The organism is Micromonospora sp. A202, from assembly GCF_006715105.1.
In the GTDB taxonomy this organism is placed as follows: Bacteria; Actinomycetota; Actinomycetes; order Mycobacteriales; family Micromonosporaceae; genus Micromonospora; species Micromonospora zamorensis.
In genome coordinates this window covers 1,271,619-1,288,533 of sequence record NZ_VFMP01000001.1, presented here as the reverse complement: position 1 = coordinate 1,288,533, position 16,915 = coordinate 1,271,619, and the positions used below count along the sequence as shown (strand labels likewise).

The window sequence follows — 16,915 nt, the reverse complement described above, 5'->3', positions numbered from 1 at the left end:
ATATTGCTCAAAAGAGGGAGGATGGCAGGGTGCCCGAAGGCGACACCGTCTGGAACACCGCGCGCGTGCTGCACCGCGCGTTGGCCGGCGCGCGGATCACCAAAAGTGACTTCCGGGTGCCGCAACTGGCGACCACCGATCTCAGCGGCTGGACCGTGCGCGAGTCGGCCAGCCGGGGCAAGCACCTGCTGCTGCGCCTCAGCGCCCCCGACAGGAGTCCCGCAGGGCGATCCGCGCCCGACGCCCTCTGGACCCTGCACTCGCACCTGCGGATGGACGGCGCCTGGCGGGCGTACGCCCCGGGGGAACGGTGGGGCGGACGGCCCGCGCACCTGATCCGGGTGGTGCTGCACAGCCCCGGCGCTGTCGCGGTCGGCTACCACCTGCACGAGATGACAGTGCTGCCGACCTCCGAGGAGGACCGACTGGTCGGCCACCTCGGCCCCGATCTGCTCGGGCCGGACTGGGACCCGGCCGAGGCGGTCCGCCGGCTCGCCGACCACCCGGAGCAGACCATCGGTGAGGCGCTGCTCGACCAGCGCAACCTGGCCGGAGTGGGCAATCTCTACAAGTGCGAGGTGCTGTTCCTGCGGGGTGTGTCGCCGTGGACGCCGGTCGGCGCGGTGCCGGACCTGCCCGGCATGGTGGCCCTCGCGCAACGGTTGCTCGCGGCCAACCGGGGACGGTGGACGCAGAGCAGCACCGGCTCCCTGCACCGGGGGCAGACCAGCTACGTGTACGGCCGCCGCGCCCAGCCGTGCCGCCGCTGCGGCACCGCGATCCGCAAGGAGGAGCTGGGCGAACGGGTCACCTACTGGTGTCCGGTCTGCCAACCCGAGCACCCGGACCGGCCTGAAACCGGCTGACTAGGCGGGCCATTCACCAACACCACGCCAGAAACGGACGATTGGGTAATTCCTATCCGGCCGCCGAAGTCGCATGCTGCGGTTGAACCCTCACCGACCGTCAGCAGAGTGCCGAGGTCCGCCACGCCGGGGTGGCGGACGTCGTGCCCCGACCCCGGGGAGAGTCATGGCGATGTTCCGCAGGCTCCGCTCCACCTTCTTCGAGCGGACCACCCGCGAGACCAACGGCCGGACGGCGTCCGTGCCGGTCGCGCGTACCGCCGAGGAGACCACGCCGGCACCGAGTCTGGACCCGGCCGTGGTGCCGCGCAGCTTCGGTCCCGTGCCGAACTTCGCGCACAGTCCTCGCCCGGCGCGTGACCCCGCAGGGCGGGTGGTGCCGGGCACCGGACTGCGCAAGTTCGTCGACCCGCTGCCCGTTCCGGGCCAGCAGAGCCGCACCGATCTCGGCAGCCACCTGCCGGTGGCAGCCCCGGACACCGTCAGCTACCCGGGATGCGACTACTACGAGATCGGCCTCCAGGAGTACGCGCAGCGGCTGCACCGGGACCTGCCGGCCACCCGGCTGCGCGGCTACCGGCAGCTCAACCTGGGCACCGACGAGACGGGCCACAACACGGTGGCACCCCCCGAACGGCCCTGGCACCTCGGCCCGATGATCCTCGCCCGCCGGGGTCGACCGGTCCGGGTGAAGTTCATCAACCAGCTCCCCACCGGCCGGGCCGGCGAGTTGTTCCTGCCCGTGGACGACACGATCGAGGGTGCCGGTCCCGGCCCGCTGGACGGGCCGGCCCCGTACCCGCAAAACCGGGCGGTGCTGCACCTGGCCGGGGCGCAGACCGGCTGGACCAGCGCGGGCAACCCGGGGCAGTGGATCACTCCGGCCGGGGAGATCACCCCGTACCCGACCGGGGCGGGCGTGACGCCCGTGCCGGACATGCCGGCGCCGGGTGCCGGGGCCACCACCCTCTACTACCCAAACGAGCAGAGCGGCCGGCTGCTGTGGTTGCACGACAACACCCTCGGCCTGGCCCGCCTCACCGTCTACGGCGGTCAGCTCGCGCTCTACCTGCTCACCGACCCGGCCGAGGACCAACTCGTCGCCGAAGACGTGCTGCCGGCGGACCAACTGCCGCTGGTGATCGAGGACAAGACGTTCGTGCCGGACGACACCCAACTCGCCGCCGAGGACCCGACCTGGGACCGGGAACGCTGGGGTGCCCGGGGAAGCCTCTGGCACCCCCACGTGTACCAGCCGCGGCAGAACCCGTACCGGTCCGGCGGACGCAACCCCACCGGACGGTGGGACTACGGCCCCTGGTCGCGCAACCCCACCCCGGGCGGCACCCGCACCGACGGGTCGGCCCCGAACCCGCACCACGACCCGGTGGACGCGCCGGACGAACCGCCGCTGAGCCCTGGGCTGCCGCACCCGTCGGCGGTCCCCGAGGCGTACGGGGACACCCCGCTCGTCAACGGCGTCGCCTACCCGTACCTGAAGGTTCGGCCGTGCGCGTACCGGTTCCGGATCCTCAACGCCTGCCTGGACCGCAGCCTCAACCTCCAGCTCTACCGCGCCTGCTCCGACGCGGCGATGTGGACGGCCGACGGCGCGCTCGCCGACGCCGACGCCGGCGAGGTGCCGATGGTGCCCGCCGTGCGGACTGCGGACCGACCGCCGGGGTGGCCGACCGACGGACGCGACGGCGGCGTGCCGGACCCGCGCACGGCCGGGCCCGAGTTCATCCAGATCGGCAACGAAGCCGGGCTGCTGCCCGCCCCGGTGGTGCTGCCGAACCGGCCGATCGGCTACCGGTACGACCGGCTCGACCCGACAGTGCTGAACGTCGACGGGCACGCCCTGCTGCTCGCCCCGGGTGAGCGGGCCGACGTGCTGGTCGACTTCTCCGCCGTGCCACCGGGCAGCACGCTGATCCTGTACAACGACGCCCCCGCTCCGCTGCCGGGCTACGACCCCCGCTACGACCAGCACACCGACGCAGCAGACCGGACCGCCGAGGGTGGCCCGCCCCCCACCGAGCCGGGGTACGGCCCCAACACCCGCACCCTGCTCCAGTTCCGGGTCACCGGGACACCCGCGCCGCCGTACGACCTGGCCCGGCTACGGGAGAGGCTGCCCCTGGCGTACGCGGCCAGCCAACGCCCGCCGATCGTGCCGCAGCCGGCGTACGACCCGGCGTTCGGCACCCGCACAGCGTCGGAGACGGCGGTGCCGGTGCACGCCACCACTGTGACGTTCACCCCGGCGGGCGGTGCCGGCCCGGTGACCCTGCCGATCGCGGTCAAGGCCGCCCAGCAGGTCTTCGAGCCGGATCACGGCCGGTGGGTTGGCCGGCTCGGCGTCGGGCACCCGCACGCCGGGCCGCTCAACCCGACGACGCTGCCGCTGGGCCCGACCGATCCGGTGACCGAGGTGCTCTTCGCCACCGATTCCGCCGTACCGGTGGGCACCCCGACCGATGGCACCCAGCTCTGGCGGATCAGTGGCAACGTCCGGCAGACCGAGCCCCTGCACTTCGGCGGCTGCGACGTGCAGGTGGTCAACCGGGCCGGCTGGGACGGCACGCTGCGGCCGCCGCACGGCACGGAGCTGGGCTGGAAGGACGTCGTCCGGGTCAACCCCCGGGAGGACGTCGTGGTGGCGTTGCGCCCGGTCGCCCCGGTGCTGCCGTTCAAGCTGGGCGACAGCGTCCGGCTGCTCGACCCGGGCCTCCCGGCCGGGGCGCGCACCGGGTCGACGCCGGTCAGCCCCGCGGACGGGCGGCCCGCCACGGTGGTCAACCAACTGGTCAACCTGGGCTGGGAGTACCGCTGGCACAGCCACCTCGCCGGCCACCGCGACGGCGGGATGATCCGGCCGCTGGTCCTGCGGGTGGCGCCGAAGGCACCGACCGGGCTGACCGCCACACCGGCGCCCGGCTCGGCCACCGCGCTACCCGCGATCGCCCTGGCCTGGACCAGCAACGGCGGGCGACCACCTGCCACCAGCCACCTGCTGCAACGGGCCACCGACGCGACCTTCGGCGGCGAGGTCACCACGATCACCGTCGCGGCCGCCGCCACCCGGTACACGGACGCGACAGTCACGCCCGGGGTGACGTACCACTACCGGATCCGGGCGGAGAACGCCGTCAGCTACTCGTCCTGGTCGAACGGGGTGCCCGCCTCGGTGCACCTGGCGGCACCGAGCGGCCTGGTCGCGGCGCTGCCGCCAGCCGCGCCGCTGCGGGTGGCGCTGCGCTGGTCGAACCGGTCGTTCGCCACCGGCATCGACGTGCAGCGGGCGACCAACCCGACGTTCACCAGCGGCCCGGGCACCACGGCGATCGGGGTCAGCGACAACCACCTGGACGTCACTGTCGCACCGGACACCACGTACTACTACCGGGTTCGGACCACCTACCTGGGCGCCGCCTCGGCCTGGTCGACAGTCGCCACGGTGAGCTGCCCACCCGCGCCCGGCACCCCCAGCGGGGTGAGCGCCACGGCCAGCGCTCCCGGGCCGGACACGGCGACGGTGATCCTGGCCTGGGCGGCGAGCACACCCACCGGCCCCGGGTCCGGGTTCATCGTGCAGCGGGCACTGGACCCGGCATTCGACCGGGAGGTCGCCACCTTCACCGTGACCGGTCGAGGCTTCACCAACACGGGGCTGGCCCGGGGCGTGACCTACCACTACCGGATCCGGTCGTTCAACGTCGTGGGCAATTCGCCGTACACCGGCCTGGTGCTGGTCACGACGCCACCGTGAGGGGCCCGGCGGACCGGCCGTCGGCGTTGCTCTCAGCGGGTCGGTGCGCGCAGCGGCGTGCCGACGGCGCGCAGCTCGGCCAGGGCGCCGGCGACGCCGTGCAGCAGGTCGGTCGCCTCGGTGAGCCGGTCGGCGGCCGGGTGGGCGGCCTCCGGTCGGGCGTCCTCGGCCAGGTAGCCGGCGGCAGCGACCACCAGCCGCTCGTAGGCCGCGACCCCGCTCTCCAGTTGGCCGGTCAGCACGGCGTGCGCCTCGGCCAGCGGCGCCCGGGCGTCGGCCGGGGCCAGCCGCAGCGCACGTTCGACGCTGGCCACCCGTGCGGCCAGGTCGCGCAGGGAAGCATCGGCGGCGGCGGCCTCCTGCACGGCCGGCCCGGCCAGCCCGGTGAGCCGGGGGGCCATCCCGGCCAGGGTGAGTGCCGCCCGGTCCAGTCGGGCCCACTGTTCGCCCGCGCTGGTGCCGCGCAGGGCGATCCGGGAGCGGACCCGGCGAACCTCGGCCAGCACGCCCGGGCCGACCGGCAGCCGCTCGACGGCGGCGATCAACCGGGCCCGCGACCGGGCCGCGGCCTCGGCCGGGTCGAGTGCGGGAGGCGCTGGCTGGGCGGCCAGGGCGCGCGCGTCGATCCACCGCCAGGCGGCGAGCGCCACCGCGCTGCCCGCGGCGCCGGCCCAGGCCGCGTCGGGCAGACCGAGGCCGGCGTACGGGGTCAGCACCGCCGCCGCGCCGCCGAGCCCACCGGCCAGCACGCTCCACCGTCGGGCGGAGCGGCGAAGCCCGTCCAGCCGCCGGAAGTAACGAGTCCGCTCGTCTGCTGCCACGCTGACCCCCTCGGTCCGGTCGTTCAGCCGGCGGCGGTCGGGTCGCCGGTGCCGCGCTCGCGAGCCATGCTGGCGCGCAGCTCGTCCAGCCGGGCGGCGGCCGTCGGGTCGGTGGCCGGGCCGGCCTTCTCGCCCTGCGGCACGGCCGGTCGCTGCGACGCGCCGCCGAGCTGCTCCCCCGCCATGCTGGATCGGATCTGCTCCAGCCGGGCGGAGCCGGCCGAGTCGATGGTTGACTTCTGGATCTCCAACATCCGGCCCTCGACGGAGTTGCCGGCCAGCTCGGCGCGGCCCATCGCGTTGGCGTAGCGCCGCTCGATGCGGTCGCGCACCTCGTCCAGGGACGGGGTGTTGGTGGGCGCGGTCAACGACGACATCGACTCCAGCGAGCGGGCGACCGTCTCCTGCATCTTGGCCTGCTCCAGCTGGCTGAGCAGCTTGGTGCGCTCGGCGAGCTTCTGCTGGAGGATCATCGAGTTGTTCTCGACCGCACGGCGGGCCTGGGCTGCGGCACCCAACGCCTGGTCGTGCAGGGTCTTGAGGTCTTCGGTGGCCTGCTCGGAGGAGACCAACTGGGTGGCCAGGGTCTGCGCCGACTGCTCGAACCGCACGGCCTCGGCCTCGTCACCCTTGGCCCGGGCCTGGTCGGACAGCACCAGGGCCTGTCGGGCGTTGCCCTGCAACCGCTCGACCTCGGACATCTGCCGGGACAGCTTCATCTCCAGCTGACGCTGGTTGCCGATCACGGCGGCGGCCTGCTGGACCAGCGCCTGGTGCTGCCGCTGGGCATCCTCGATGGCCTGCTGGATCTGCACCTTGGGATCGGCGTGCTCGTCGATCTTCGCACCGAAGAGCGCCATCAGGTAGTTCCAACCCTTGACGAACGGGTTCGCCATCTCCGCGGTATCCCCTCAGTAGCGTCGCTCCACCACAGCCGGGCCGGATGGACCGACCGACCACGACCGGCCGGTCTCCATCGTCCCAGCCGAACGCCAACGAGGCATCCGTACGGGGCGGTCGACGGCACCGGCAGCTCCTGCGGGCCACCCTACGCGGCCGGGGCCAGCCCGCCCATGGTCAACCGGAAGGACGGGCTCAGGCCGCGCAGACCACGTCCCGATCGCGCTCGTTCGGGCGGACGCGGGCACTGCGCAGCGTGGCCTTGAGCGGCGAATCCTGACGGACCGACACGGCGACCTTGCCATCGGAGGTGACCTGACGCACACCCCGGTTGGTGCTCTTGGACGCGGCCGAGGAATCGGCCTGCTCCTCCTGCATCGAGACGAGCACCCCGGGCATCTGCTCGGCGAGCGCCACGGTGTCGCTCACCTCACGCAGCAGCTCGGACAGGCGCGCGCCGAGGGCGTCGCAGATCGCGGCGAGCAGCTCGCTGGACGGCTCCTTGTGCCCCCGCTCGATCTCGGAGAGGTAACCGAGGCTGACGTTGGCGGCGGTGGAGACCTCACGCAGCGTGCGCTGCTGGCCTTGCCGGCGCGCCCGCAGTGCGTCACCGATCACCCGGCGTAGCAGGATCATCGCACCTCCCCCTGAGGGATACCTCGCGCCCGCCGTTGGGCAGCCGGTCGCGGCGGACCGCGCCGACCCCGAACGTCGGAGCCTTCCCGCAACCGTACCCGTTGCGGGCCCGGCCGACATCCCGCCCCGCCCGTCGGTTCGCCGGCGCGGGCTCACCGGCGCGCGGCATCGCCCGTTCCGGCCCTGTCCCGGGTGCCCCCGGCGGTCTCGGCTGGATCTTCCGGCCCGTCGACTTCTGGGGCCTAGGGGTGGTCGGTCGCGGGTTCGGGGACCTGGGCGTCGGGGCCGGAGCCCTGGGCGTCGGGGTCGAGGTCGGGGTCCTTCACGTCGGCGTCGTGGATCCGCTCGGCGAGTAGCCGCAGAGCCTCGATCACCGCGACCGCGCGGACGTGGTCCCGCCCGCCGTCCAGGTCGAGCTGGCGGACCTCCCCACCGTTGGGACCGGCGACCGCGACGTAGACCAGGCCGACGGGCTTGTCGTCCTGCGGTTCGGGGCCGGCGACTCCGGTGGTCGCCACCCCCCAGTCCGCGCCGCAGCGCTGGCGACCGCCCTCGGCGAGGGCCGCCGCCACGTCCGGGTCCACCGGGCCCCGCTCGGACAGCAGGTCGGTGGGGACGCCCGCCAGGGTGCCCTTCAACTCGGTGGCGTAGACCACGAGGCCACCCCGGTAGATCCCGCTGACCCCGGCGATGTCGACGATCGACGCGGCCAGCGACCCGCCGGTGAGCGATTCGACAGTCGCGAGGGTCTCGTGCCGCTGCACCAACCGGTGCACCACACCGGCCGCCGCGCTGCCCATCACGGCCTCGTCCGACGCCGCACCATCCGACGGCCGCTCGACACCACCACTAGCCTCGCGCTGCATGAATTCGTCCTTCCCCACCCAACGGCCCCCAACCCTGCCCAACCGATCGCGTCGATCATGAAGTTATCGCCACGACACGCCGCTGCGGATGGCAACAACTTCATGATCAACGGAGGGGTGGGGTGAGGTGGGGTGGGGTGGGGTTGGGTGGGGGTTTCAGCGGGGGCGGCGGAGGCGTAGGGCCTGGGCTATGTAGTCGAAGCCGGTGGCGACGGTGACCACCACGGCGGCGGCCATGATCCACGGGCCCACGGCGGCCAGGGCGGCCGGCATCGGCCAGAGGTACCAGGCGATGGCCAGGATCTGGAGCGCCGTCTTGACCTTGCCGCCTCGGCTGGCGGCGATCACACCGTGCCGGATCACCCAGAACCGCAGGCCGGTGATGCCCAGCTCGCGGACGAGGATCAGCGCGGTCACCCACCAGGGCAATAGGTCGTACCAGGAGAGCAGCACCAGGGCCGCGCCGGTGAGCGCCTTGTCGGCGATCGGGTCGGCCACCTTACCGACCGAGGTGACCAGCCCGAACCGGCGGGCGATCCAGCCGTCCACCAGGTCCGTAGCCGAGGCCACCGCGAAGATCAGGCACGCCGCCATCCGCCAGCCGGAGTGGGTCATCCCGGACACCACCACCGAGGCGGCGAAGACCGGCACGAGCACCAGCCGCAGGGCGGTCAGCGCGTTGGCCGCGTTGAGGACGGGCACCACCGCCACCACCGCCCGGCCGGGCGTCGACTCCGTCGCCCCGGTCACCGCCGCACCCCGCTCGGGTCGCCGTGGCGTTCCCGGTACCGCACCACGTGGCTCCCCCGCTCCGCTCGGGCCCGCCGTCACCGTGCCGCGCCGGGCGCCGCCGAGATCATCTCATCCGGCACGGCGAGCAGGTCCACCCCTTCGGTGCCGGTCACCGTTGCGCGCACCAGGTCACCCGGGCGCAGCGCGGAAAGGTCGACCCCACCCTCGGCCGGGGCGACCAGGGTGGTGGAGCCGTCCACCTCCGGCGCCTGGTGCGCCGCCCGGCCCTCCACCACGCCGTCCTCGATCGAGTCGACCAGCACCTCGATCGTCGAGCCGAGGCGGTCCTCGGCCCGCTGCGAGCAGAGCTCGTCGGCGAGCGCGCTGAGCCGGTCGTACCGTCGCTTGATCGTGGCGGCGGAGACCTTGCCGGGCAGACCGGCGGCCTCGGTGCCGTCCTCGTCGCTGTAGTCGAACATGCCGATCGCGTCGAGCCGGGCCTCGGTCAGGAACCGCACCAGCTCGTCGACGTCGGCGCGCGTCTCGCCGGGGAACCCGACGATGAAGTTGCTCCGGGCACCCGCGTCCGGGGCCAGCGCACGGGCGCTCGCCAGCAGCTCCAGGAACCGGTCGGTGGAGCCGAAACGCCGCATCCGGCGCAGCACCGGCTCGCTGGAGTGCTGGAACGACAGGTCGAAGTACGGGGCCACGCCCGGGGTGTTGGCGATCGCCTCGACCAGCCCGGGCCGGGTCTCGGCCGGCTGGAGGTAGCTCGCCCGCACCCGGACGATGCCGGTCACGGCGGCGAGCTGCGGCAGCAGCTTCTCCAACGCGCGGGGGTCGCCCAGGTCCTTGCCGTACGAGGTGGAGTTCTCGCTGACCAGCACCAGCTCCCGTACGCCGGACTTGGCCAGCCACTCCGCCTCGGCGAGCAGCTCGTCGGGCGTACGCGAGACGAACGCCCCGCGGAAGGCGGGGATGGCACAGAACGCGCAGCGCCGGTCGCAGCCGCTGGCGAGCTTCAGCGAGGCCACCGGCCCGGTGTCCAGTCGACGGCGCAGGATCTGCCGCAGGTGTGCCGGGGTGTGCTCGTCGGTGTCGGTGGTGGTGCGGGTCACGGTGCCGTGCCCGGGCAGCGACACGCCGCTGTCGCGCCGCTTCACCGGGGTCAACGGCAGCAGCTCCCGACGGTCCCGGGGGGTGTGCGCGGTGATCTGCTCACCGGCGACGACGGCGTTCAGCCGGGCGGCGATGTCCGGGTAGTCGTCGAAGCTCAACACCGCCTGTGCCTCGGGCAGGCTGTCGGCGAGCTCCCGGCCGTACCGCTCGGCCATGCAGCCGGCGGCGACGACCTTGGCCCCGGTGCCGGCGGCGGCGAGCAGGGTCTGGATGGAATCCTGCTTGGCCTTCTCCACGAAACCACACGTGTTGACGACCACCACGTCGGCGCCCTCGCCGTCGGTGCTCACCTGCCAGCCGTCGGCGTGCAGCCGGGCGGCCAGCTCCTCCGAGTCGACCTCGTTGCGGGCACAGCCGAGGGTCAGGAGGGCGACACGACGGCCCTCGGCGTGGTCGGAAGGAGAAGGAGCGGTGGCAGACACCATCCGAGGGTACCGGGCCGGCCAGGGAACCCCACGCACGCGGGCTGCGGGCACGACGCGCGCACCGTCGTTCCGCCCCGCCCGCGGCCGGTCAGCGCGCCGCGACACCGACGCGGGTCAACGCGTCGAGCAGGAAGACCTCGGTCCCGGCCAGGCCGGTGGAGCAGAAGACGGAAACCTGGTCCGCGGTGGTCCGGCCGGGGACCGCGCCGGCGAGGATGCCGCCCAGGTCGCGCAACCGCTCGGCGTACGGGGGTGTGGCCGCGAGCATGGGCGGCTGGTAGTCCGCCGCCTGGGCCGGTGAGTCGGTGACCAGCAGGTCGGCGGTGTCCAGCAGGTCGGTGCCGAATTCGCTGCGGTTGAGTTGCTTGAAGCCGACGGCGTTGACGTGCGTGCCGGGGCTGAGGTCGGCGGCGCAGAGCACCGGGGTCGGGCTGGTGGTGGCGAGCACCACCAGGTCGCGCCCTGCGACGGCCGCGCCCGGGGTGGCCACCGCACGGGCCGGCACACTCAGCTCGGCGCGGACCCGGGCGGCGAACGCGTCCCGCCGAGCGGCGGAGCGGCTGTGCACCACCACCTCGCGCAGCGGGCGGACGGTCGCGGCGGCCCAGACCTGCGTCCACGCTTGCCGGCCGGAGCCGATCACACCGAGGGTGGCCGCGTCCCGGCGGGCCAGCGCGTCGACCGCGAGGCCGCCCAATCCTCCGGTACGCCGGGAGCCCAACTCCTCGCCGACCGCCACCGCCCGGACCGCCCCGGTGCGGGCGTCGTGCAGCACCACCAACTGTTCGCCCTGCTCGTGGCCGAAGGTGTCGTAGGAGCGGAAGCCGTACCACTCGCCGACCAGGTGCCCGGCGGTGAGCACCATCCGCCCGCCGTCGAGCGGGGCGGCGGCCCGAGGCGGAGCGATCAGCCGTCCGTCGTACGCGGCCAGGAGAGCGGCCCGCATGGCGGCGACCGTGGTGGCGGCGTCCAGCGCGGCGGCGACCTCGGGGTCGGCGTAGAGCAGAGTCATGCCAGCAATACTGCAAGTTGAAGTGAAGTGGAGGTCAACAGGCCGTGGCGGGAGTCACCGCCCGACGCCCGGCGCCGGTGCTAGCGTCGGCTTCGGTGGCCGGAGGATGCTCGTGGCCGCCCCGGACGAGTGGTGGGCGTACCCGGTCAGGCCAAGACGCCCCGTGTGACGTGCAGACTCGTCCCGGCGCGACAGCCCGGGCGCCTTTTCGTGAGGTGGACGATGGCTTGGCTCGTGCTGGTGATCTCGGGACTGTTGGAGACGGCCTGGGCGATCGCCCTGGACCGCAGCGCCGGCTTCAGCCGGCTGATCCCGTCCGTGGTGTTCGTGGTGACCCTGCTCCTGAGCATGGCCGGGCTGGCGTACGCCCTCCGGGAGATCCCGGTCGGCACCGGGTACGCGGTCTGGGTCGGCATCGGCGCGGTCGGCACCGCGCTGGTCGGGATGCTGGCGCTCGGCGAGTCGGCGAGCCTGCCCCGGATCCTCTGCCTGCTGCTGGTGGTCGTGGGCGTGATCGGTCTGAAGATCTTCCACTGAGGAAGTACGCGTGACAGGTCCGCACAGTGGGTAGTCATCGATCCGTCACGACAGGCTCTCACACGGAGGAAGACATGGCCGACATGCCGAGCACCGCCCGTCCCCGCAGCAACGCCGCCCGCATCCTCACCATCGTGGGCTTCGTCTTCGCTGTCCTTGCCCTGCTGCTCAGCCCGATCATCTTCGGCGTGCTCGGCGTGATCGCGGGCATCGTCGGCGCCGTGCTCGGCGACAAGCCGCTCGGCTGGTACGCGGCCGCGGCCAGCGTCGTCGCCGCGATCCTCGGCGTGGTGGTCTTCGCCGCGTTGATGAATAACTGACACGCTTTCCCAGCCACGGGCCCGCCTTGTCTCGGCGGGCCCGTCGTGCGTTCCGGGGCCGGTCGTACCGTCGACCGGCCCTCGCAGCGCTACTCCCCGGTCATTCCCCGTCGCCGCGCAGGCCGGCCAGGACGTCCTCCAGCTCGTCCGGCTTGACCAGCACGTCGCGCGCCTTCGACCCCTCCGACGGCCCGACCACCCCACGGGTCTCCATCAGGTCCATCAGACGGCCCGCCTTCGCGAAACCGACCCGCAGCTTGCGCTGGAGCATCGAGGTCGAGCCGAACTGCGAGGTGACCACCAGCTCCACCGCCTGCACCAGCAGGTCCAGGTCGTCGCCGATGTCCTCGTCGGGCTTCTTCTTGGTCTCCTGTGCGGGGGCCAGCACGTCCTTGCGGAACTCCGGCTCGCGCTGGTCCTTGCAGAACTTGACGACGTCGGCGATCTCCCGCTCGGTGACCCAGGCGCCCTGGATGCGGACCGGCTTGGAGGCACCCATCGGCAGGAACAGCCCGTCGCCACGGCCGAGCAGCTTCTCCGCGCCCGGCTGGTCGAGGATGACCCGCGAGTCCGCGAGCGAGGAGGTGGCGAACGCCAGCCGGGACGGCACGTTCGCCTTGATCAGACCGGTCACCACGTCGACCGAGGGGCGCTGGGTCGCCAACACCAGGTGGATGCCGGCGGCCCGAGCGAGCTGGGTGATCCGGACGACCGAGTCCTCCACGTCGCGCGGCGCGACCATCATCAGATCGGCCAGCTCGTCCACGATCACCAACAGGTACGGGTACGGGCGCATCTCCCGTTCGCTGCCCGGCGGGGCCTTGATCTCACCGTTGCGGACCTTGCGGTTGAAGTCGTCGATGTGCCGAACCCCGTTGGCGGCGAGGTCGTCATAGCGCATGTCCATCTCGCGGACCACCCAGTCCAGCGAGTCGGCCGCCTTCTTGGCGTTGGTCACGATCGGGGTGACCAGGTGCGGGATGCCCTCGTAGCCGGTCATCTCGACCCGCTTCGGGTCGATCAGCAGCAGCCGCACCTCGTCCGGGGTGGCCCGGGTGAGGATGGACACCAGCAGGGTGTTGAGGCAGCTCGACTTGCCCGCGCCGGTGGCGCCGGCGATGAGGATGTGCGGCATCTTGGCGAGGTTGGCCACCACGTAGCCACCCTCGATGTCCTTGCCGAGGGCCACCACCATCGGGTGGTGGTCGCTGGTCGCCGCCCGTGAGCGCAGCACGTCACCGAGGGCGACGTTCTCCGGGTCGGTGTTCGGGATCTCCACGCCGACGGCGCTCTTACCCGGGATCGGGCTGAGGATCCGCACGTCCGGCGACTTCACCGCGTACGCGATGTTGCGGGACAGCTGGGTGATCCGTTCGACCTTGACGCCGTGCCCCAACTCCACCTCGTAGCGGGTGACCGTCGGGCCGCGGGTGAAGCCGGTGACCGCAGCGTCCACATCGAACTGGTCGAACACGCCGGTCAGCGCGGCGATCACCTCGTCGTTGGCCTTGCTGCGGGTCTTCGCGGCGGCGCCGGCGCTGAGCATGTTGGGCGGCGGGAGGGTGTAGTCCCCGGAGAGCCCGGTCAACGCGAGCTGCTCGGCCCGGGTCGGCGCGGGCGAGTGCTCCGGCGGCTCGACCGGCGGCTTGCGGCTCGCCGGCACCTTCGCCGGCGACTTGCGCGGCAGCACCATGGTTTCCTGGAGGTCCGCGCCGTCCAGGTCCTCGAAGTCGTCCGGGTCGAGCCGCGGAGGCATCCGCTTCGCCGGCCGCTTACGCGTCGGCTTCGCGAGCTGCTCGTCGGCGTCCTCCGTGGAGGAGTCCGGTGCGGCGACCAACCCACCGGCGAGCAGCCCGAGGCGCTCGGGGATCTTGTTGATCGGCGTCGCGGTCACCACGAGCAGACCGAAGAGCAGCAGCAGGACCAGCAGCGGCACCGCTACCCAGGCGGTGACGGCCCGCTCCAGCAGACCACCGACGCCCGCGCCGACCAGACCGCCCGCGAAGTCACGCTCCAGCGGGTCGGCCGGGTCCTGGCCGATCTGGAGCAGCGCTGCGGTCGACACCAGCAGCGAACCCCAGCCGATCAGCCCGCGGCCCCGGTGCTCGGGGTCGGCCGGCTGACGCATCAGCCGCCACGCCCCGATCATCAGCAGCACCGGCACGACCACCGAGATCGCGCCCAGGAAAAGCCGGATCGTGTCGGCCAGTCGCGCGCCCACCGGGCCCGCTCCGGAGAGCCAGAGCGCCACGGCGGAGAGCAGGGCGAGCCCGAACAGCAGCAGCCCGGCGCCGTCCCGGCGGTGCTCCGGGTCGAGGTCGCGGGCCGAGGCGGCCTGCCGGCCGGCGGCCCGCACCGCCCAGCCCATCCCGTGTGCCAGACCCATCCACAGTGCGCCGACCGCCCGGCCCACGTAGACGGCCGGGCCGGGCCGGGCGGGCGCGGTGCGCCGCCGGACCGGTGCCCGGGTCTTCTTCGCCGGTTGACGGGCACGACTGTTGGTGCCACCGCGCGGCGACGCGCCGCGCCGCCGGCTCGCCTGAGAGGTACGGCCCGCCATAGAGTCACGGTAACGGTGGGGCCGGGCAGATCCCCGCTTTTCCGGGTCGTGTCCGCGCGTCGCAACACGACCGCCACCGCCGGTCGTGATATCCGCCTCAGAAGGGATGCCCCATGGCGTCGCCGGAAACCGCGGGCGATCCCGACGATCCGCTGGCCGGGCACCCCGGTTCGCTGCGTCCACTGAGCGGCGAACTGGTCGCCGCGGTGCTCGCCGCCCGTGGCCGGTCCGTCGGCCTGACCGTGGACGGCGAGTTGGTGGGCCGCTTCGACGACAACATGATCTGGTTCCTCCGCCTGGGAGGCGACGGGGAGCTGCTCCAGGTACGCACCATGGTCACTCCCACCTTCGGAATCGAGCAGGTGCCCGCCCTGTACGCCTTCTGCAACTCGTGGAACCACGACCGGCTCTGGCCGAAGGCGTTCGTGCACGTCGACGACGACGGTCGAGCCCGGGTCTACGGCGAGGTGATCACCGACCTGGAACGCGGGGTGACCCCGCACCAGCTCGACCAACTGCTCGACTGTGGCATCTCCACCGGCTGCCAGCTCGCCGTGGCGGTCCGTCGACTGCCCGGCGCGGTGCTGTCGTGACCGGCCGGGACGAGTTCACGGGCAGTCGCACCAACCGGGCCGGCGCTGCGCCCGACGGCCCGGTCGGCGGGGGCCGCCTTCCGGCGCTGGAGGCCGCGCTCGCCGATGCCCGGGACCTGCCCGACGGCCCGGACCGGCAGGTGACCCTGGAACGGCTCGCCGAGCGCGCCGACGCCGCCGGGGACGTCCGATCCGGGGTGGACGCCCGGTTCGCGCTGATCGAGGCGTACCTGCTCGACGGGGAGCGGTGGCGCCTGGTCGAGCCGGTCCGGCGCTGCCGGGCGGCCGCCGACCACCGACCCGAGCTGCTGACCGACAACGAGACCGGGCTGCTGCTGCGCTACCAGCGGTACGCGGTGGAGGCGCTGCTCGGCACCCCCCGGGTCGGGCTGGACCAGACCAGGGCCCTGCTGCACGACCTGGCCCACCGGGTCGGCACGGACGGTCCGGACGCGCCAACCGTCGCGGAGCTGCACTGCCGAATCGCCGATCACCTGGGCGACGAGCCCACCGCCCGCCACTGGTACGAGCGGTGGTCAGGGAAACGGCCCGGCCCCGCCGGTGGCTGCCCGGGCTGCGCCTCCGCTCGGCGGGCGGAGCTGCTGGCCGGCTGGGGTGAGTGGCGAGCCGCGCTCGGCGAGCTGGAGAAGCGCGACGGCGAGCCGGAGCCCTGCACCGACCAGCCCGAACGGGACCTGGTCGCCGGTCTGCTGCCCGCCCTGCGGGCCGGGGAGCCGGAGCGGGCCGCGGCGGCGCACGTGCGGGCGTACCGCCGGCACCGGCGTGAGCCGGCCGCGTTCCCGTACCTCGCCGCGCACCTGCGGTTCTGCGCGTTGGGTGGGCACCTGGAACGGGGGTTGACCATCCTGACCGAGCATCTGCCCAGACTGGACCGACCCAGCGACGACCTCGCCGCGATGGAGTTCGCCGCCGCCGGTGCGCTGGTCTGCGCGCTGGCCGAGGAGGCCGGGCTGGGTGGGCGACCGCTGCCCCGACCGGCGTACGGCGGACGACCCGCCACCGAGCCGGACGTGTCCACACTCGGCACCCTGCTGCTCGGGGTGGCCAGTGAACTGGCCGGCAGCTTCGACGCCCGCAACGGCACCGGCCACCACTCCGGCCGGATGGCCGCCTGGCTCGCGGAGCGCCCGCTCACGGCACCGGTCGTGCTGCCCGCCGACGACGAGCCGGACGGGCCCGACGCCGACGGGTCTGCCGAGCCCGATGCCGACGGGTCCGACGAGGCGAGCGGGTCGGGCGAGCGGGAGCTGATGGCGCTGACCGTCGACATGATCACCGCGGTACTGGACCGGCGCGGCGACCAGTACCTGGTGGAGGAGGGCGACACCGTCGTCGGCCGGTGGGGCGGCGTGGTGATCCAGTTCCGGCGGGCCGGCGAACGTGGCGAGGTGCTGCACGCCCGGGCAATGGCCGCCCGCCGGCTGCCGGCGACCCGCCGCTCCGAGGCGTACGCGTTCTGCAACGCCTGGAACCATGACCGGCTGCTGCCCAAGGCCTACGCGCACGACATCGGCGAGGAGTTGGTGCTGGCCGGCGACGTGGCCACCGATCTGACCCACGGGGTGGCCCCGGCGCAGCTCACGGTGCTGGTCGACGCGGCCATCGCCACCGGCGTCGCCTACGCCGAGGCGGTCGCGGCGCTCCCCTAGTCGCGACGCAACCGGAAGTGCCGCCT

The 16,915-nt window shown here is 73.4% G+C and carries 14 protein-coding genes and 1 riboswitch; of the genes, 6 read left to right on the top strand and 8 right to left on the bottom strand.

Going from position 1 to position 16,915, the window contains the following annotated elements; all coding sequences use genetic code 11:
- The first annotated feature begins 29 nt into the window (after positions 1-29).
- A complete protein-coding gene (locus FBZ33_RS06030; protein WP_141908291.1) occupies positions 30-866 on the top strand; it encodes a DNA-formamidopyrimidine glycosylase family protein in 837 nt (278 codons plus the stop codon).
- Positions 867-1,032: 166 nt separating this feature from the next.
- Positions 1,033-4,638 (top strand): hypothetical protein, encoded by a 3,606-nt coding sequence (locus tag FBZ33_RS06025; protein ID WP_141908290.1) that lies wholly within the window; start codon positions 1,033-1,035, stop codon positions 4,636-4,638.
- A 32-nt stretch (positions 4,639-4,670) separates the two neighbouring features.
- Here FBZ33_RS06025 and FBZ33_RS06020 read toward each other — a convergent pair whose 3' ends face one another.
- The 7 genes from FBZ33_RS06020 to FBZ33_RS05990 form a co-directional block, all read right to left on the bottom strand.
- A complete protein-coding gene (locus tag FBZ33_RS06020; RefSeq protein WP_141908289.1) occupies positions 4,671-5,459 on the bottom strand; it encodes a hypothetical protein in 789 nt (262 codons plus the stop codon).
- A 23-nt stretch (positions 5,460-5,482) separates the two neighbouring features.
- Positions 5,483-6,355: a PspA/IM30 family protein gene (locus FBZ33_RS06015; RefSeq protein WP_088946733.1), complete on the bottom strand. Its 873-nt coding sequence runs from the start codon at positions 6,353-6,355 to the stop codon at positions 5,483-5,485.
- Positions 6,356-6,554: 199 nt separating this feature from the next.
- Entirely contained in the window at positions 6,555-6,995 is a 441-nt protein-coding gene (locus FBZ33_RS06010; protein WP_088946732.1) for a helix-turn-helix domain-containing protein, read from the bottom strand.
- Positions 6,996-7,237: 242 nt separating this feature from the next.
- Positions 7,238-7,795, bottom strand: a complete 558-nt coding sequence (locus tag FBZ33_RS06005) for a CinA family protein (protein WP_088951526.1) — start codon at positions 7,793-7,795, stop codon at positions 7,238-7,240.
- A 222-nt stretch (positions 7,796-8,017) separates the two neighbouring features.
- A complete protein-coding gene (pgsA, locus tag FBZ33_RS06000) occupies positions 8,018-8,611 on the bottom strand; it encodes a CDP-diacylglycerol--glycerol-3-phosphate 3-phosphatidyltransferase (RefSeq protein ID WP_088946731.1) in 594 nt (197 codons plus the stop codon).
- A 77-nt stretch (positions 8,612-8,688) separates the two neighbouring features.
- Positions 8,689-10,197 (bottom strand): 30S ribosomal protein S12 methylthiotransferase RimO, encoded by a 1,509-nt coding sequence (rimO, locus tag FBZ33_RS05995; protein WP_088951525.1) that lies wholly within the window; start codon positions 10,195-10,197, stop codon positions 8,689-8,691.
- Positions 10,198-10,285: 88 nt separating this feature from the next.
- Positions 10,286-11,209, bottom strand: a complete 924-nt coding sequence (locus FBZ33_RS05990; RefSeq protein ID WP_141908288.1) for an ornithine cyclodeaminase family protein — start codon at positions 11,207-11,209, stop codon at positions 10,286-10,288.
- 92 nt (positions 11,210-11,301) lie between these two features.
- Positions 11,302-11,375, top strand: a riboswitch (guanidine-III (ykkC-III) riboswitch).
- Positions 11,376-11,431: 56 nt separating this feature from the next.
- Between FBZ33_RS05990 and FBZ33_RS05985 the strand changes: the two genes are divergently transcribed.
- Both FBZ33_RS05985 and FBZ33_RS05980 read left to right on the top strand, forming a co-directional pair.
- On the top strand, positions 11,432-11,746 hold the full coding sequence (locus FBZ33_RS05985; protein WP_141908287.1) for a multidrug efflux SMR transporter: 315 nt from the start codon (positions 11,432-11,434) through the stop codon (positions 11,744-11,746).
- Between the two features lie 74 nt (positions 11,747-11,820).
- Entirely contained in the window at positions 11,821-12,066 is a 246-nt protein-coding gene (locus FBZ33_RS05980; RefSeq protein WP_088946728.1) for a hypothetical protein, read from the top strand.
- 100 nt (positions 12,067-12,166) lie between these two features.
- On the opposite strand, the gene FBZ33_RS05975 is transcribed toward FBZ33_RS05980, so the two are convergent.
- Complete coding sequence (locus tag FBZ33_RS05975; protein WP_141908286.1) at positions 12,167-14,626, bottom strand: DNA translocase FtsK; 2,460 nt, start codon at positions 14,624-14,626, stop codon at positions 12,167-12,169.
- Positions 14,627-14,739: 113 nt separating this feature from the next.
- On the opposite strand from FBZ33_RS05975, the gene FBZ33_RS05970 reads away from it, so the two are divergent.
- Complete coding sequence (locus FBZ33_RS05970; RefSeq protein ID WP_141908285.1) at positions 14,740-15,219, top strand: YbjN domain-containing protein; 480 nt, start codon at positions 14,740-14,742, stop codon at positions 15,217-15,219.
- Complete coding sequence (locus FBZ33_RS05965) at positions 15,216-16,889, top strand: YbjN domain-containing protein (RefSeq protein WP_141908284.1); 1,674 nt, start codon at positions 15,216-15,218, stop codon at positions 16,887-16,889. The genes FBZ33_RS05970 and FBZ33_RS05965 overlap by 4 nt, the downstream gene beginning before the upstream one ends.
- Positions 16,890-16,915: the final 26 nt, after the last annotated feature.

Bases quoted from the DNA above. Each gene is read 5' to 3' on its own strand.
- rimO (WP_088951525.1), bottom strand. From the start codon at position 10,197: ATGGTGTCTGCCACCGCTCCTTCTCCTTCCGACCACGCCGAGGGCCGT.
- FBZ33_RS06025 (WP_141908290.1), top strand. From the start codon at position 1,033: ATGGCGATGTTCCGCAGGCTCCGCTCCACCTTCTTCGAGCGGACCACC.
- FBZ33_RS05975 (WP_141908286.1), bottom strand. From the start codon at position 14,626: ATGGCGGGCCGTACCTCTCAGGCGAGCCGGCGGCGCGGCGCGTCGCCG.
- FBZ33_RS06015 (WP_088946733.1), bottom strand. From the start codon at position 6,355: ATGGCGAACCCGTTCGTCAAGGGTTGGAACTACCTGATGGCGCTCTTC.
- FBZ33_RS05990 (WP_141908288.1), bottom strand. From the start codon at position 11,209: ATGACTCTGCTCTACGCCGACCCCGAGGTCGCCGCCGCGCTGGACGCC.
- FBZ33_RS05985 (WP_141908287.1), top strand. From the start codon at position 11,432: ATGGCTTGGCTCGTGCTGGTGATCTCGGGACTGTTGGAGACGGCCTGG.
- FBZ33_RS06005 (WP_088951526.1), bottom strand. From the start codon at position 7,795: ATGGGCAGCGCGGCGGCCGGTGTGGTGCACCGGTTGGTGCAGCGGCAC.
- FBZ33_RS05970 (WP_141908285.1), top strand. From the start codon at position 14,740: ATGGCGTCGCCGGAAACCGCGGGCGATCCCGACGATCCGCTGGCCGGG.
- FBZ33_RS06010 (WP_088946732.1), bottom strand. From the start codon at position 6,995: ATGATCCTGCTACGCCGGGTGATCGGTGACGCACTGCGGGCGCGCCGG.
- FBZ33_RS05980 (WP_088946728.1), top strand. From the start codon at position 11,821: ATGGCCGACATGCCGAGCACCGCCCGTCCCCGCAGCAACGCCGCCCGC.